This window comes from Flavobacterium sp. GSA192 (assembly GCF_006386525.1).
In the GTDB taxonomy this organism is placed as follows: Bacteria; Bacteroidota; Bacteroidia; order Flavobacteriales; family Flavobacteriaceae; genus Flavobacterium; species Flavobacterium commune.
In genome coordinates, this window is the sequence record NZ_VAHC01000001.1 from 376353 (window position 1) to 394258 (window position 17906).

The window sequence follows — 17906 nt, forward strand, 5'->3', positions numbered from 1 at the left end:
AAAAAATGAAAAAAGTACTTTTATATATATCAATAATTACAGTTGGCTTTTTAAGTTCATGTAATTCGGATGATTTTTTAGATGCTCCCGCAAAATCAACTTTAGATGAGTCGGTTATCTTTTCTAATGCAGGTTTGGCTAAAGGAGCTGTAGACGGAATTAAAGTTCCATTTGGAGAAACGAACTCTTACCGTGGACGTTTTTTACCATGGTACGGTTTGAATACGGATGTGGAGTGGTTTAATACTTCTCAAACCATAAATGCCAATTCAGAATTGTGTAATTACAACACAAAATGGGATAATACCAATATGAATACGACTAACAATGCCTGGGCTATGATGTATTCAGGTATTGAACGTGCTAATATTTGTATCCGTGGTTTGCGTACCTATGGGAATCCGCAACCGGGAACTGAATTGGGTTATCTTTTAGGAGAATCTTTGGCGTTGAGAGCGGTATATTATGCTGATTTGTTAAAAGCCTGGGGAGATATTCCTGCACGTTTTGAACCAATAACTTCCGCAACAATATATATCCCTAAATCAAGTCGTGATGTGATTTATAAACAACTTATTCAGGACTTAGGAGAGGCTGCTGATTTAGTGCCCTGGCCTAATGGAAGTGCAGCTACTTCCAGTGTACACCGAATTAATAAAGCTTTTGTGAAAGCATTACGCGCCCGTTTAGCAATGGCAGCCAGCGGATTGCAGCAATATCCTGATGGAATAAGAAGAAGTAATGATGCAGATCTTACGGTTGACAAAATGTACAAACTGGCTTTGGATGAATGTAGAGATGTAATCAACAGTGGTACGGCGCGTTTAGAAACTTCTTTTGAAACCTTATGGAGAAAATACAATCAGGAAGATGTAACTGCCGGAGGCGAATCATTATGGCAAATTCCTTTTGCTGATGGTCGTGGACGTATGTTGTTTACTTTTGCAGTTCGTCATAATAGTATTGATCAATTTCAGGCAAATGGTAATAATAGAGGAGGAGCTGCAGGACCATTACCTTTTGTATTCTATGACTACAATCAGGCCGATACCCGTAGAGATGTGACCTGTGTGCCTTATAAATATGGTACAGCGGTTAGTGGTGTTTCTAAGCAGGAATTGAATGATTTGGATACCTGGTATTTTGGAAAATACCGTTACGAATGGATGTCTCGTTATGTTACTTCAACTAATGATGATGGAGTAGATAAATTGTATATGCGTTATGCCGAAGTGCTTTTAATAGCTGCCGAAGCGGCTAACGAATTAGAAGGGCCTTCAGCTGCTGCTCCCTATTTAAAAGAAATTAGAAAAAGAGCTTTCCCATCGGCATCACATGCAACCATGGTAGATGCTTATGTAAATGCTTTGGCGTCTAAAGAGGCGATGTTTAATGCCATTGTGGATGAACATAAATTTGAGTTCACCGGAGAAATGGAGCGTAAACAAGCTTTAATTCGTTGGAATTTATTGAAAACAAAATTAGACGAAGCTAAGGTGAAAATGACAAACCTTCAGGCTCGTACTGGCGAATATGCCGATGTACCTTCAACTTTATATTTTAAAACCGCAGCTGATAATGTTTCATTGGAAATTTACGGATTAAACCGTGGAGAAACTACCAATCCCGGTGTAGGATATACTGCAAAAAGCTGGCTTAAGTTAGAGCCACTTAAAATCAGTACACTATATGATGCTACTATTAATCCGGATACAAGACAATTCTGGCCTATTTGGCAAGTCTTTATTACTGGTAGTAACAAACAATTAGTAAATGATTACGGATACGGAAATGAAAATTAAAGCTGGTTTTGCTATTCGAAAAAATATTTATGTTGTATTTATAACTTTTGGGTAGCAGGATTCATTAAATAAAAAATTATGAAAAAATTTATAGTTAAAATATTTTTAGCTTCCTTATTTGTTGTAGGGACTCTAATGAGTTGTACAGGTTACAATGAAGACGTAATCGATATGCTGGAGGTTAACAGAGCTTTTGCTCCTGTAGAACTTACTGCAACAATCAGAACACAAACTACAGTCGAGTTAAACTGGACTCCACGAGATAATGTAGATCATTATGTAGTTGAATTTAGTGCCGATGATCCTAATTTTACTACTATTGTCAAAAGCTTAGAAGTGAGTGCTTCCGAATTGCCTTTGAGAGTACAAATGGAAGGGGAAACAGTCTATTCTATTAGAGTAAAAGCCATTGTAAATGGTTTGGAAGATTCTAATTGGACGACTGTTACTGCTACAACACTTACAGAGCAGATTTTTACCGGAATTGTTGATGGTGATATTTTGGGGACTCAGGCTACACTTCGTTGGACGCCTAATAGTAATGTGACTCAAATTAAACTTTCTCCTGGTGATATTACTCATGTTATTACAGCTCAGGAAAAAATAAATGGTATGGCAACCATAACCGGATTATCCGGAGAAACAGCCTATACAGCTACCTTGTACAATGGTATAAAAATTAGAGGTGTACTCAATTTTACAACAGGTGTTGATGTAGGAGATGCCACTCTTATAAAGCCTACTGATGATTTGTTTCAAAAAATTGCCGACGCAGCATCTGGTGCTGTCTTAGTTTTAGAACCTGGAGATTATACGGCTCAAAAGGGTGTTATTACACTTTCAAAATCAATTACTCTAAGAGGTTTGAGAAGTTTTGATAAACCAAAACTAAAAAATGGATTTTTAATTAATACCGGTGCTGCTAATATTAGTTTAATTGATTTAGACTTAGAAGGAGATGGACCTACTATTGATTCTAATAATGATGTTGTGAAATATAATCAAGCTGGAAATTATACTTCTTTATTAATTAGTGGTTGTACTATTCGTAATTTTAGAAAAGCACTTATTTATGGAGATTTGGACAATTCAGTTGTTAATTCTGTAACTGTAGAGAATTCTGTTGTTACTGATATGTGGTGTAATGGAAGTGATTTTATAGATTTTAGAAAAATGAATGTACTTAATCTTACTGTTAAAACTAGTACATTCAATAATTGTGCAGCAGTTACTTCTGCAGAGCGAGATTTTATCAGAATTGATGCAGCAGGTGCATCAGGTACAGGTTTAACCACTAATGTGTTGCTGGAAAATTGCACGATTCATAAAGTAAGTAACATAGCATCAAGACGCATATTATACGTTCGTTTTTTAAACAATGCGTTGACAGTTCGTAAAACGCTCTTCGCTAATACTGCTGCAATTTATTCAAATCAAGCAAATACCGCTAATCCTACTTTTTTAAGTAATAATTATTTTAATTCAACAGGGCTTCATACAACGGCAACTAAATTTGATAACTCAGGAACATTTACTCTTTTAGACCCTGGATTTACAAATACTGCAACTGGTGATTTTACCATTAGCAATCAAACTTTAAAAGATAATCAAATAGGTGATCCACGTTGGATTAAATAATCTTCAATATTTTAAATACAATAAAGAGGTGTGCTATTAGCATGCCTCTTTAGTTATAATGTGTTTTGAATTAACAATAGAATTTTTTCTAAAATAAGATAATCAATTATGAAATATATACTAATCCTGTTCTTTGTTTGGAATCTTTCGTCCTGTTCAAAAGATGATATAGAAAAAGAAATACAAGTGAAAACAATTGTCATTAATGGAGATAATTCATTAACCAGCACACCTAAACAATTAACAGTGAATGTACTTCCTGCTGATGCGACAAACAAGGAAGTAAGCTGGAGTGTTTCGGATCCATCAACAGCTGTAATTACCGAAACCGGACTTTTGACAGGCCTAAAAAACGGAACGGTAAAAGTTACTGCCACAGCCAAAGACGGTTCTGGTAGCTATGGAGATAAAACCTACACTGTTTCAGGAATAACATCACCTGCCGTATTGATACAAAGTATTGCTATTACAGCTGCTGCAATTACTAACGGTCAGCCATTGCAATTGACCGCTCAAATTGCTCCTGCAAATGCGACTACTAAAACGCTCAGCTGGACTACTTCAAGTCAGGCAATAGCAACTATTAGTGCCGATGGTTTGTTAACTCCCAGACTTAATGGTACAATTACTGTAACAGCTACAGCTACTGATGGAAGCGGAAAAAGTACCCAACTTCAAATAACTATTTCAGGAGTCACCACCGTGTATCTAACTACAGTGCGAGGCGAAAGTATCTTGTTGTGGCAAAGAAATAATGGAGGATGGGGGAAAACCATTGCTGATTTAAATGATTATAATGTAGCACCTACAACTCAAGAAAAAACAGCTGCATTGGCCACAAAAAACAATACTGATACTACTATAGACAACGGGCATGTGGTAACCGAATTACGATGGTTACTAGCCGATTACAAAACAACTCAGAATCCTAATTATTTAGCAGCTGCCGAAAAAGCGATTGATTGGCTGTTTTTAGCCCAATATGCTAATGGAGGTTGGCCACAATATTATCCGGATAAAAGTGGGTACAGACATCAAATTACCTATAATGATAATGCTATTGCGAATGTGATGAACCTGATGTGGGATATTATAAAAGGCAAAAATAATTTAGAACTGGTAAATCCAACATACAAAGACAAAGCAACTACCGCTTTCAATAAAGGTATCGATATTATATTACAAACTCAAATAACATATAAAGGCAAAAAAACAGTTTGGTGTGCACAACATGATGAGGTGACTTTGCTACCTGCTTTAGCCAGATCTTATGAGTTACCTTCTTTTAGCGGTTCGGAATCAGTTGGTATTGTACGTGTTTTAATGCTGGTAGAGCAACCATCAGCAGCGGTAAAACAGGCTGTAAAAGATGCCATTGACTGGTTTAATGGAGCTAAGATTATCGGAATTGCTACACAAAAAATTACCGATGCTTCTCAGCCTACAGGGCAGGATGTTATTGTGGTTTCATCTCCTGGAAATGTAATATGGGCAAGATTTTATGATTTAACGAACAATTTACCAATGTTTTGTGGTCGTGACGGAATCCCAAAAACAACTTTAGCCGAAATTGAGAATGAAAGAAGAGTTAATTATTCCTGGTATGGCAATTGGCCCAATGCCTTGATTGGTTCAGAATATACCAATTGGAAAGCTAAACACGGTTTGTAAATAATTAAAATTAGAGCCTGTTTAAATTTATTTTAAAAAAAGAAATTTTCTTTTCCCCGTCCCTAAAGGGCGGAAAATTTCTTGAAAATTCATCAAAATTACACCCTTTAGGGATAGGGGGAATTAATTTTGATGAATTTAAACCGACTCATGATTTTTTATAAAGGAATTAAACTAATCATTGTAAGAACCAGATTTATGCAAAATAATATCATCAATTTTAAAACACTATTTATTTTTTGTCTCATTGGATTTGTTACGTCTTTAAACGCTCAATACCTAAAAGGTTTAACTCAACTTAGAGATACTTCTTTTGCGACAGCGAGCGCTTTCAAAAAGACATTGAAATACCATCCTAATACTACGATGGTTCCCGAAATGAATTTTGAAAATGTAAAGCAAAAAAATGATGTTGTTTATTGTAGTTATGGAAAACGCAAAATGAAATTGGATGTTTTCGTTGATAAAAACAGCAAGAAAAAACAAACAGCCATCATTATCATTCACGGTGGAGGTTGGCGTTCTGGAAGTAGAGAACAACACCATCCAATGGCACAAAAGTTAGCTAGTTTGGGGTATGTGTGTTTCACTCCCGAATACCGACTTTCAACTGAAGCACTTTTTCCTGCAGCCATTTATGATGTGAAAGCCGCTATTCGTTGGGTTCGAAAAAACGCTAATCAATACAATGTAGATCCGAATCAAATTGTGGCATTGGGATTTTCGGCAGGAGGAGAAATGGCAGCCTTCATGGGAACAACCGGGAATATGCCGCTTTTTGAAGGTGTGGTGACCAATTCTAATTCACAATCCCAAGTGAATGCAGTGGTGGATATTGATGGAACTTTATCCTTTGTACATCCTGAAGGAGGTGAAGGCGATGATAGTAAGAATATCTCTGCGGGAACGTACTGGTTTGGTTATTCGAAAAAAGACAATCCAAAACTTTGGGAAGCAGCTTCGCCTTTGAGTTATGTAAGTGCGAGTACACCGCCAACCTTATTTATCAATAGTTCAGTAGCCCGAATGCACGCTGGTCGAGACGATTACAGAAAGGTTTTAGATAAAAACGGAATCTATTCAGAAGTGCATGAATTCGAAAATTCGCCACATACTTTTTGTCTTTTTAATCCTTGGTTTGAACCTACGATTCAATATATTGATGGTTTTTTGAAAAAAGTGTTTAAGAAATAAAAGTAAGTTTTATAAAATAACAAAGCCTCAAAATTATTTTTGAGGCTTTGTTATTTTTAGTTTGCACGGGCGGAGGGATTCGAACCCCCATCAACGGTTTTGGAGACCGCTATTCTACCCTTGAACTACGCCCGTAGAATAACCTTGAGGGCGCAAATATAGGTTTATTTAGAGAAAAAACGAACAGCATCAGTGAGTATAAATCAATAAATTTTGTTGCTATTTTCTAATGAAATGGTTAGGAGGTACTTGCACGGAAATATTTTTTTATTTCTGGATAATTTTCTCCATCAAACGCTCTGGAGCTTGAAGGGGTTGAGGATTAAAGATGCGGGTTTTTTCGGTTAAACAAAAATTTTACAAGTACAAGACTAACTTTCCATTAAGCCTAAAAAACCAATCTCGCCAAACGGCTGTTGTGCCCAGTATTTATTCATTTTCAGTTAACTCATATTCAACTAATTCCTCATGTATTGATTTCATTTCAGTATTTAACTGGTTTAAATATTCCACGCAAATGTTATTGAACAAGTCTGAATTCTCGTCTTCTAATTTAAACTCAAACAACCCTTTTTTTAATCCCTTTAAAATTAAATTAAACACTGATTTAACATTGTTGGGATTGTCGTCTGTTAATGTAATTTGAATTGGGGTATCTCCAACTTCAAGAACCAAATATGTATGTAGTTCTTCTCTTTTGATAGTTGCTTTTTTAGTTTCCATATATTTTTCCTCTTTCTCCAAAGGCATCTTTACCGCCTTCTAAAGTTTTCATACTAATTTCCTTCCAGTCTAGACTTGGTCTCGAACCATAAATACAATTCAGAGAATTTGAAAATGGGTTACCAGTAAGAGTATATCCTTTTCCTTGTTCATTAAGTCGATAGATGGAATTATAAGGTAATGTTCTAACCGCAATATTTGCATCATGAGTTGCAACAATTATTTTTTTCCCTAGAAGTGCTTTTTCCTTAATTAAAGGTACTATCACATCATTTATGTAATCATTTCCAAGACTTTTTTCTGGTTCGTCAATCAAATAAATATCCTTGTCGTCCGCAAGTTCTTTATGTAATAGAATCATAGAAGATTCTCCATTCGAAGGGTTATAAATAGTTCCGTCTAGTGTAAAATGTTTGTGTTTTAAAAGTAAGTCACTAAGAGAATTAATGGTGTTAATGTTCTCTATATCATTTAATTCGGTGATTTTTGAAAACAAATCATTTGAATAAATATGTTTTGATATAGAGAAAACAGTATTTGCAAAATCTTTTTGTGGTGTTTTGAAAACATTTTTTACAGGCGAGTAGTCTCCATTTGAGAAAGAACCATTATGAAATACTAAGTTTGTTTTGCATATCAATTGTCCTTTTTCGCCAAGACTACCAGCGTATTCATCAATTGCATTAATTGGTTGATTAATTATTTTAGTTATTTTTTTAGACGCTCTTTCAATTTTAATTCTGTTTCTAGAATATTCTAAAAAACCTGTTTTTGTGGGTTTTGGTGGTTGATTAGTTTTCTTTGCAATTTCATTGTTGAAACAAGAAATAATGCCATTAAGTAGCTTAATACTTTTATTTTCTATAAAATTGCGTTCAGTTCCATTTTTTAGTTGCAAAAGAATTTTCTCAATAATGACTTTAAGTTCGTTAATTAATTCATCATCAATGTATTTTGTTGTTTCAGAAATTTCATTTATATAAGTTTCAAAGGAATTAAAACTATCTAGGATTTTTGTAATTTCTTCAAGAACTCTTTCAGAAGGAGTCTCATCTTCTTGAGTAATACTCTTGATTTTTAATTTTTGAGAAATTTTATTGGTCTCTTGAAATGAAAAATGTAATTCATATTTATTTAAAGTAGTTACTTTCTCTTCGGTAACGTCTTTAAGAAATCTTATTTCGTCAACACATTCATCAAATCCGAAATCAGATGCATTGCAATTGAACGTGTTGCCTTTTATGTCGAAAACAGCATTTAAATGATTATCATTTGATTTATAAACAGATGTTTTGTGACCTTTGCTATTATAATGTTTAGATAAGGATTCCAAAATATCTGTTTTTCCAGTTCCTTTACTTCCAAAAAGAACATTTATATCAGGATAGATATCTAAAACGATTTTCTCAAAAGGGTCATTTTTAAAAGGAAATAATTCAATACTTTCTTTAGTTTTTTTGTCTAGAATTGTGTTTATAGTAGCTTCATCTTTTTCAAGCAAAAGACAGAATTGCTCAAAACTCTCAACAGGGAGTCTTAGTTCTGGTAGGTCTTGTGATTGTTTTATGTAGTCATTCCAATCATGTATATCTGAACCATAAATAGAATTATGTCCGTGACTGATATAAATCCCCGCTGAAATAGAGTTTGTAGCCTCTTTTAAAATTCTTTTAGGATTTGAAACCAATTCAATCAAGGTTTCGATTTCTTTATCTCCTAAGTTTGGCTTTTTTACGAAATAGTGGGCAATATATATACAGTCTAAAGTGTCGAATTTTTCTACGGTTTGTTGTAAGGTTATTGTAAAAGTATCAGGATTTTCTCCATCTAATATTTCACTCACAGCTTTGTCAAAGTTTAGATAGTTTTTCGGGTTACAAATTACTATTAAATGAGATCTTTTTCCATTTTCAAAAATATCAAGCTCAATACCTGGCCATACTTGACAATGAGTTTCAACTCCTTCTCTAAATTGTTCATATTGTTTAACATCAAAATGGTTATGGTTGGTAATTGCTAAAATATTTACCTCAGTATCACTTAAAATTTCAACAAACCTTTCTTTTTCAATGTTCCTTGTAGGTGCGTCACCAGATTTTACTTTTCTTGTATGTACATGAATGTCAATTTTCATCTTGATTTTTTCTAATATTGGGCAGAACTAGTTTATATGTTTGATAAACGTCATATATAATATTTGATTTCAAATATATAAATAATTCACTACAAATCATCAAAAGCACTTTTATTTATTGAATACTTTTCGTACTTCTATAAAACAAAAAAAGTACAGCTTGCACTGTACTTTTAGAATATAAAAAATTAAATATTATTATTTCTTCTCAGCAACAATACTAAGCGTTGTTGCTCCTTGTATCAAACCTTCAACATCTGCTTTTACTGAAATGCTTCCGCTGTCTTTAGCGGCTTTAACAATTGCAATGGCTTTTCCTTGGTAGGCTCTTGTTTTCTGAACCTGGTAACCATCGTGGTTGATGATGTTCCCATTGTCAACGGCAATAATTTTACCGGAATCCGTAATAGAGAATTGGATTAGATGATCAGCATTGGCACATCTAATTCCTTTGTCGTCCACAATAGTTGCGGTAATAAAAGTCACATCATCCCAGTTGTTAGCAACTGTGCCTTTGCTTTGCGTTAGAATAATTTTGGCAGGTTTTCCGGCAGAAGTATGTTCTTCCTGAGTAACTACTTTTCCGTTGTTTTTTCCAACAGCTTTTATGGTTCCTTCTTCAAAAGTAACATTCCATTCTCTTGGCGAATCGTCAGCCGGTTTTTTCAATGAACCCAATGATTTATCGTTCAGGAAAAGTTCTACTTCTTCGCAATTACTGTACACATTTACTTTGGCATTGTCATAGGTATCAAAGTCGTTCGGTGTCCAATCAGAAACCCAAAATCCAGCACCTGCATTATCTGATTTTCTAACAATATGCACCACAGGTTCTGGAGACCACCAGCTGTCTCTTTGCAACGATTGTTGTTTCCAGTTTCCGGCTCTGTCAAATAAACCTTGATTATTAGTAGTTTCTGGCCAGTCGGCTTCACCCAGATAATCGTAACCCGTCCATAAAAATTGTCCTGCCATATACGGCTTGTCTCTTAAAGCCAACCATTGATTTAATACATGCGTGTTTTCGGTACCAATAACTTTCCAGCTTGGATGCGCTTCGTGGGCAGCAATCAGTTCGTTTTCACGGTAATTTTGACCTACAACGTCCATTTGTTCTGCAAAACCACTAAGATATACTTTAGAATTCGCTGGTCTAAAAAGAGCCATTGTTACCGGTCGGCTGTTGTCGTATTTTTTGACCACATCTTCCTGCATCTTGTATTTTTTGTAACCTTCCGGATAGCTTAAATCATCATGAATTTCGTTTCCAATACTATAAATCACGATTGATGGATGATTTCGGTCTCTTAAAATCATGTCTTTGGTGTCTTGTTCCCACCATTCTTTGAAATATAAATTATATCCTTTTTCACCATTGTGTTTGGCTGCCGTCCAGGTATCGAAAGTTTCGTCCATAACCACAAATCCCATCTGATCACACAAATCAAGAAATTCGGGAGCTACAGGATTGTGCGAAGTACGAATTCCGTTTACGCCCACTTCTTTTAATTTTTGCAAACGTTCTTTCCAAACGCCAAGCGGAACTGCCGCTCCAACCGCACCGCCGTCATGATGCAGACAAACCCCTTTTATTTTGTAATTTTTATTGTTTAACCAAAAACCGGTATCGGCTCTAAATTCGGCATTTCTGATTCCAATAGTAATCGTCTGATTGTCAACAAGTGTTTTTCCTGAATACAATTTGGTATTCACCGTATATAAATTGGGCGCTTCAATATCCCATAATTTAGGATTTAGAATTTCAATTTCCTTTGATAATTCGTTGGTTTTATTGGCTGCAATATTTTCCTGGCTTTCGCTGGATTTTACCACTTTTCCGGTGTTGTCAACAAGCTCAATTTGTAATTTATAAGTTCCGGAAGCCCCTTTATTTTCTATTTCGGTTTTGATACTTACCACTGCTTTTTTAGCAGTTGGGTTAGGAGTTGTAATTTGTGTTCCCCAATGTTTAAAATGCGTTTTATTGACAGCAACTAAACGTACATGACGATAAATTCCGGCACCTGTATAATAACGGGAAGCGGGTTGAATGGTATTGTCGGCTCTAACGGCAATGGTGTTGTTTTTATCTTTTCCAAAGTTCAAATAAGGTGTCAAATCATAACTGAAACTGATGTAGCCATAAGGACGTTTTCCTAAATGTTTTCCGTTGACCCAAACATCACTATTAGCCATAACACCATCAAATTCGATAGCAAACAATTTATTAGCATCGGCAGCGTCTACTTTAAAGGTCTTGCGATACCAGCCAATTCCAGCAGGCAAATAACCTCCGCCACGTGCTGTTGGATTTTCACGGTCGTAAGGACCTTCAATGCTCCAATCGTGAGGCACGTCAAGATTTCTCCAGCTTTTATCGTTGAACTCCGGTTTTTCAGCACCGGCTATTTCTCCTTTTGTAAATTGCCAGTTCGCATCAAAATTGATGGTTTGTCGGCCTTGAGCGAAAATGGTCGTTGCAAAAGCTAAAAAGAATAAAAGACTGTAGGCTTTTATGTTTTTCTGTTTTTTCATTTTGATTGGGTTTAGGTTGATTTATTTTATGTTTCTTCTACTGATTTTAAAGAATGGCACACAGATGAAACTGATTTTAGCGGATTATCTCAGATTGTAATTTACAAAGGGCTATGATAAATCCGTTTTTATCTGTTCAATCAGTGTCACCTGCCTGTCGGCAGACAGGTCTGTGGTCTTTTTTATTTAATCTCTTTAGGTTTAATTTCTCGGAGCTTTGCTTCGTTTTTTACCGCAGATTCGCAGATTTTCATATTATAATCTGCGAATCTGCGGTTGTTTTTTAATACCTCGTGGGCTCAGCTCCGTGGCAGTTTAATTCGTTAGCAAACAGGCGGATCTTATTTTAAAATCAAATTGATTTTTTCCAATTCTTCCGTGCTGAAATTGGTATTTTCTAAGGCTTTAATAGAATCCAAAATTTGTGCGGGTTTACTGGAACCAATTAGTACTGAAGTTACTCTCTCATCGCGTAAAATCCAGGCTAGCGCCATTTGGGCTAACTTTTGACCTCTTTCTTTGGCAATGTTGTTTAAGGCTATGATTTTTTCAATTCTTTCAGGAGTAATATGATCTGCTTTTAGAAATTGTCCGCTGGTGGCTACTCTTGAATCGGCTGGAATTCCGTTCAAATATTTGTCAGTCAATAAGCCTTGTGCCAATGGAGAAAACGGAATGCAACCTACTTTTTCTTTTCCTAATAAATCCAAAAGTCCGTCTTCTACCCAACGCTCAAACATGGAGTATTTAGGCTGGTGAATCAGACAAGGTGTTCCCATTTCTTTTAATAATTGAAAAGCTTTTTCCGCTTCTGCTGGGCGATAGTTTGAAATTCCAACATACAGCGCTTTTCCTTGTTGCACAATTAAATTCAAAGCCGCCATAGTTTCTTCTAAAGGCGTTTCTGGATCAGGTCTGTGGTGATAAAAAATATCGACATATTCCAAGTCCATTCTTTTTAAACTTTGGTCTAAACTGGAAACCAAATATTTTTTCGAACCCCAATCGCCATAAGGGCCATCCCACATCGTATAACCAGCCTTAGACGAAATAATCATTTCGTCCCTGTAGTTTTTAAAATCTGATTTTAAAATTTTTCCTAAACAGCTTTCTGCTGATCCTGGAGGCGGACCGTAATTGTTAGCCAAATCAAAATGGGTAATTCCATGGTCAAAAGCAGTTTTAATTAAGTTTCTGCTGTTTTCAAAATCGCTATTTTCTCCGAAGTTGTGCCAAAGTCCTAATGAAAATGCAGAAAGTTTCAATCCTGAATTTCCACATCGGCGATATTCCATTTTATCGTATCGGTTTGCTGCTGGTTGATATGTCATATTTTTGTTGTTTTTCGTAATCGTTTACGGTGAGTATTAAATTTTTTTAGTTTCTTTTGGATGACTCTCTTGTTATTAATGTTGGAGTCAATATTCGTTTTTGATGGTTTGTTTTTTCTACTTTTTTCGAAATTAACTCATAAATAAGATGGAAGGCTTCTTCGCCCATTTGCACTGTTTTTTGATCGACAGTAGATAGAGAAGGAGTGATGTGTTCCCCGAATAAGTCATTGCAAAAACCAATGACTCCAAATGCATCTGGAACTTGAATTCCTTTTTCTTTTAATTCTTTTAAAACGCCAAGCGCTGTAAAATCTTCCACGGCAAAAATAGCATCCGGCTTATTTTCTAAATTTAAAAAATAAGTTGCTCCTTTTCTTCCTGCTTCAATACTAATGTCTCCACTATAAATTAAGCTGGCATCAAAAAGAATATTGTATTGTTCCAATGCGGCTTTATAACCACGAATCCTTTCCGAAAAAGCTTTGATGTGTTGCGGTCCGGAAATATGAGCAATTCGCTGATATCCTGATTTTATAAGGGATTCGGTTGCCATAAATGCACCTAAATAATCATCAATACAAACCGAAGAAATTTCTAAATCGTCATTGGTTCGGTCAAAAAAAGCAATCGGAATATTTTTCTCTTTAACCGATTTGAAATGAGAGAAATTAGTGGTGTTTTTAGAAATGGAAACCAGAATGCCATCGACTCTGGCACCAATAAAAGTGTCAATTCCCTTTTTTTCAAATTCTTCCGATTCATTCGATTGATAGATCAAAACATCATAGCCATGTTGACTCGCTAAATTTGAAATGCCATGAATTACAGATCCAAAGAATAAATGTTCGGCTGTTGGAATTAAAACACCAATCAGTTTTGTTTTTCCAGAACGTAGGGATGAAGCTATTTTGTTGGGCATATAATCCAAACGTTCAGCAACTGCTTTTACTTTTTTCTTCGTACTGGCACTTATTTCAGGGTGATTGCTTAAGGCACGAGAAACCGTTGCAGGAGCAATTCCTAATTCTTTGGCAATATCGCTAATGGTTATTTTATTCTTCATATTTACGTAATCGTTTACGAAAGTAAAATATTATTTTGAATTAGTGAAGTAGGAGGGAGTTAAATTTTCTAAATTATTGTTTATGAATGCTTTTTCATATCCTTTACCAAATTATCGGTAAAAAATACAATCGCAATTCCACCTAAGCCAATGCAAAGCCACATAAACCAGGCTTGTTGCCAAAAAGACTGGGTTTTGATTTTGTTTTCTTTAGCAGTAAGATGTTGGATGTCATGAATTGTAGCTTCAGGTAAATCAGTATTAATGTTGTTTTTGAAGTTTTCTAAATCGTATTTTGGCTGATTAAGTTTTGGATTTCCTGTTTGGATGCTGTAGTTTTCATTGGCTTTGAAATCGGCAATTACAGTAATTGGATTTTGGAAAATCTGAATTTTAGTAAAAGTCAAAGGTTGATTATCGTGATTTTCAATTTCTATGAAAAAATCTTTTTCAAAAAACTGAGGAACTGTAAAGCTGTTCTTTTGATTGGAATTCAATTCGAAATTGGATAACGTTTCCTGGTAGCTTTTGGTTTTGTGTTTTACAAGCGTTTTTTTGTTGACATAAATTCGGGCATTGCGTTGGAATAAATTCGGATTGGATACTGTGAAATGAATTTGGTTAACAATTTGAGGATACTTAAAAGCAACATGAATCAGCGTTTTTTTCTGCGCCTGAATTTGCATTGTTTTAATGCTACTTGTTTTAATTTCAACTAAATTGGCAGCATTGATTTTATGGGTAAAGTAGCCAATTTTTAAGATGTTTATGGGTAATGATATGCTGTCGTTTAAATCAATTTTTAAATAGCGATAGGAGGAAAGCGGCAACGGAATGGTTTTGAAAACACTAACAGCTTCACTATTTTCAAGTTCGCTTAAAACGGCTTTGTTCACTAATCCAAACCATTCTTTTTGGTTGTTACTTCCGCTGATGCTGTACGGTTTTCTAACGTCAGAATTGTTTATTGACAGTGCGATTTCGGAAATTGATGTTTTATCATTTTCGAAAATAATAGTGGTTTCTTTTTTTGGAATTGCCGTTTTGGAAAGTATTTTAAATTCCGAAAAAGAGCTGAATTTACTTTCCATATTTCCTTGCAGAATGTAATAAGGGACTTCAGTTCCTTTGCTATCAAGAATTCTAAAATCACTCAAATCTTCTTTCGAAAACGAACGAATTTCGGCAGGCAAATTCATTTTATGCAAACCATTTTTGGCTACAGCATTGATTTTTGCAGTAGTATTGGATTGTGCCAAAATACCATTTGTAAGCAGAATTAAAAACGCTAAAAATTTATTCAGTTTCATTGTTGGCGTGGTTTTTATTATCATCCTGAACCAAGACTTTTAATTTTTGGTACACAAATGAAATAATTAGAATTAGAACTCCCAATAAGATAAAGGCAATTATTTTCCCAGTTTCGGAAGCATTGCTGATGTCGAACAAAAATAATTTAAGAATAGTAATTCCTAATAAGATTAAAGCTGCTATTCGTAGGTTTTTAATGTGTTTTCGAATTCCAATAATTAGGAAAACAAAAGCAAGAATTCCCCATAAAATTGGATATGCGGTTTTTATAATTTGGTTTCGGCTGAGTTGTATTTGATCAAAAGCGATTTGCTGTTTTAGATATTGTAAATTGCTTGCTGCGTAATTTTTATAAAATGGACTAGATTGAACATCTTGTGCTGTAACTGGTGCATTTGAAAATGCCAATCCGTGAAGCATTAATTCGGTACTGGCTAGATAGACAATGAAAAATGCGGCAATCCAAATAAAAAATTTCTTTTGGAATATTTCAAATATCGGTTTTTCAGAATTGATTTGGTACAGCTTATAGCCAAAAAACAGCGTAATAATTAACAAAATATAGTGCAAATAGAATCCTATTCTTTGGTGGATTCCTGTTGCAATGTATTGTTCGTGTTCGTAAAACGAATAGTTAGAAAAGAAAAATGTAAACAATACAATATTGATAATCGCCAGAATATTTGCCAGTTGATTTGCAACGGTGTTTTTGATTTTACAAAAATGATTGAAAACAAAAACACTAAAGATAAAATGATAAGTAATAGGAAGCGTAAATGCCGAATTCACTCCTTGGATAAGAAGATTAGCCTGGTAATTTACTTCAAATAATCCAACCAAATAACCGATTAGAATTCCGATGATATTTATAAAATAGCGGTACTCTTTTGGGTTAAAAGTGATTCCGAATTCTTGTTGATTTTCTTCTTCGTTTTTTAATAAATAATAGGCAGCAAATAAGGAAGCAACAGCAAAAATACCAGTTAGAAAAATTTTGTTGAATACAATTGGTAACGCAAGATCAGATAGGTAAATCGCTTTCCAGTCCATCAACAAGCTAATGGTCATTAAGGCTTGAACAATAACTGAAGCAAATCGGTAATAATTTATTTTTGATTTTTGAGCCAGCCATAATAAAATTACAGCTTCTGCAGCCCAAAATAAAGTAATGTAATTACCTTCAAATTGTATTGGAATGGCAAGTGTTATAAAGGTAAGTGTCAATCCAATCAATAGATAAACAGCTGTTTTGTCCAGACCCATTTTTTTGTATAAAAACCAGGCGTAAGTAAAATTTAATAATCCCAATGCGGTGGTGAATATTCCTTTCAGTTCAGGATGGAAATTTTCTAAAATCACCATTCCGGCAGCATAAAATAAAAAGCTATTACTGGCCAGAATACTCAATTCTGTTACAGAAAAAAGTCCTTTGGTTCTAATGTTGTTGATAATGTTGATGAGTATGAAAACAAAATAAAATGCAAATCCAAAAATTAACGCACCAAGATAATGCGGTGTTTTTTCGTCTAGTTCATTAAATAACCAACCGCCATACAACAATACCGTAAAAGCGTAAGACAAGATGTTGATGATCCCCCATTTTTTATGATACGCTAAAGCTAAAATCCCAATGTTTAAAATGAGGATATAGCTAAACAATACCACATAATTTCCTTCGCCCGTGCTAAGCATAAACGGAACTGCAAATCCGCCAATTAGAGATAGTACAGCCAACTCTTTTCGGTTATAAGAAAGTGAAATGAGTGAACTAAATACGGTAATAAGCACCATAATGATGAATGCCACGGTTTGACCAAATAAATGATAACTATGGAAAGCAATAGCGATAGTAAAGTAAAAAACGGCAATGGCGCCAGCTACAAAAACAGAGCTGAAGGCGGCATATTTTTTACGTAATTTATGTGCAACTCCCAGGATTAATGCGCCAGCAAGCATACCAATTCCCACACGGGCCGGTTCGTTAATCCAGTCTTTGTCGATAGCGTATTTTACAAAATAACTAATGCCTAAAACCAGAATTAAAATTCCGATTTTGTTAATTAGGTTTTCGCCAATAAATTTCTCTAAGTCAGGATTGTTTTCTCTGAATCTTTCCCAAAAAGTTTTCTCAGGTTCTACAGGAATGTATGGTTTTGGTGCTAGTTTTTGTTCTTCAAATTTTGGAGTAGGAACTGTCTCTATTGTCTGAATAACGTTCTCTGTCTTTTCCTGAATTGTTTCCTTTTCAATAGGGGTTTGAACTATTGGTTTTTCGATTGCAACAGCTACTGGAGGTTTTGTAGCTTCAGGAGTTGCAATTGGTTTTTCAGGAAGTTTTTCTACTACTTTTTGTTGGTCTATTTTCCGACTCAATTCTCTTAAATTGTCTTCAAGTCCGTCGAATTTTGAATCAAGAGTGGTTTTGATATAGTATAAAAATCCAAAAAGTAATAACAATAAAAAAATGGTCATAGCAGGTTTTTTGAAAATAATGAAATGTA

General features: G+C 34.8%; 11 protein-coding genes and 1 tRNA gene. 4 read left to right on the top strand and 8 right to left on the bottom strand.

Features of this window, described 5'->3' with window-relative positions; all coding sequences use genetic code 11:
- Positions 1-5 precede the first annotated feature (5 nt).
- The 4 genes from FDM27_RS01610 (at position 6) to FDM27_RS01625 (ending at position 6305) form a co-directional block, all read left to right on the top strand.
- Positions 6-1802, top strand: coding sequence for a RagB/SusD family nutrient uptake outer membrane protein (locus tag FDM27_RS01610; protein ID WP_071185029.1), 1797 nt, complete (start codon positions 6-8; stop codon positions 1800-1802).
- 78 nt (positions 1803-1880) lie between these two features.
- Positions 1881-3440, top strand: coding sequence for a DUF4957 domain-containing protein (locus FDM27_RS01615; protein ID WP_140484930.1), 1560 nt, complete (start codon positions 1881-1883; stop codon positions 3438-3440).
- Positions 3441-3548: 108 nt separating this feature from the next.
- Positions 3549-5111, top strand: a complete 1563-nt coding sequence (gene pelA, locus FDM27_RS01620) for a pectate lyase (RefSeq protein WP_140484931.1) — start codon at positions 3549-3551, stop codon at positions 5109-5111.
- 150 nt (positions 5112-5261) lie between these two features.
- A complete protein-coding gene (locus FDM27_RS01625; RefSeq protein ID WP_255510436.1) occupies positions 5262-6305 on the top strand; it encodes an alpha/beta hydrolase in 1044 nt (347 codons plus the stop codon).
- Between the two features lie 64 nt (positions 6306-6369).
- Here FDM27_RS01625 and FDM27_RS01630 read toward each other — a convergent pair.
- From FDM27_RS01630 to FDM27_RS01665, 8 genes are all read right to left on the bottom strand, one after another.
- Positions 6370-6440: transfer RNA gene (locus tag FDM27_RS01630), tRNA-Trp, on the bottom strand.
- Positions 6441-6734: 294 nt separating this feature from the next.
- Complete coding sequence (locus FDM27_RS01635; protein ID WP_140484933.1) at positions 6735-7028, bottom strand: hypothetical protein; 294 nt, start codon at positions 7026-7028, stop codon at positions 6735-6737.
- Positions 7018-9162 carry a hypothetical protein gene (locus FDM27_RS01640; RefSeq protein WP_140484934.1) on the bottom strand — a complete coding sequence of 715 codons (2145 nt, stop codon included), beginning with the start codon at positions 9160-9162 and terminating at the stop codon, positions 7018-7020. The genes FDM27_RS01635 and FDM27_RS01640 overlap by 11 nt, the downstream gene beginning before the upstream one ends.
- 198 nt (positions 9163-9360) lie before the next feature.
- Positions 9361-11697 carry a glycoside hydrolase family 2 TIM barrel-domain containing protein gene (locus FDM27_RS01645; RefSeq protein WP_140484935.1) on the bottom strand — a complete coding sequence of 779 codons (2337 nt, stop codon included), beginning with the start codon at positions 11695-11697 and terminating at the stop codon, positions 9361-9363.
- A 341-nt stretch (positions 11698-12038) separates the two neighbouring features.
- Complete coding sequence (mgrA, locus tag FDM27_RS01650) at positions 12039-13028, bottom strand: L-glyceraldehyde 3-phosphate reductase (RefSeq protein ID WP_140484936.1); 990 nt, start codon at positions 13026-13028, stop codon at positions 12039-12041.
- Between the two features lie 46 nt (positions 13029-13074).
- On the bottom strand, positions 13075-14094 hold the full coding sequence (locus FDM27_RS01655; RefSeq protein ID WP_140484937.1) for a LacI family DNA-binding transcriptional regulator: 1020 nt from the start codon (positions 14092-14094) through the stop codon (positions 13075-13077).
- Between the two features lie 80 nt (positions 14095-14174).
- Positions 14175-15404: a hypothetical protein gene (locus tag FDM27_RS01660; protein ID WP_181161616.1), complete on the bottom strand. Its 1230-nt coding sequence runs from the start codon at positions 15402-15404 to the stop codon at positions 14175-14177.
- Positions 15391-17877 carry a DUF2339 domain-containing protein gene (locus tag FDM27_RS01665; RefSeq protein WP_140484938.1) on the bottom strand — a complete coding sequence of 829 codons (2487 nt, stop codon included), beginning with the start codon at positions 17875-17877 and terminating at the stop codon, positions 15391-15393. Before FDM27_RS01665 ends, FDM27_RS01660 begins: the two co-directional genes overlap by 14 nt.
- Between the last annotated feature and the right edge of the window lie 29 nt (positions 17878-17906).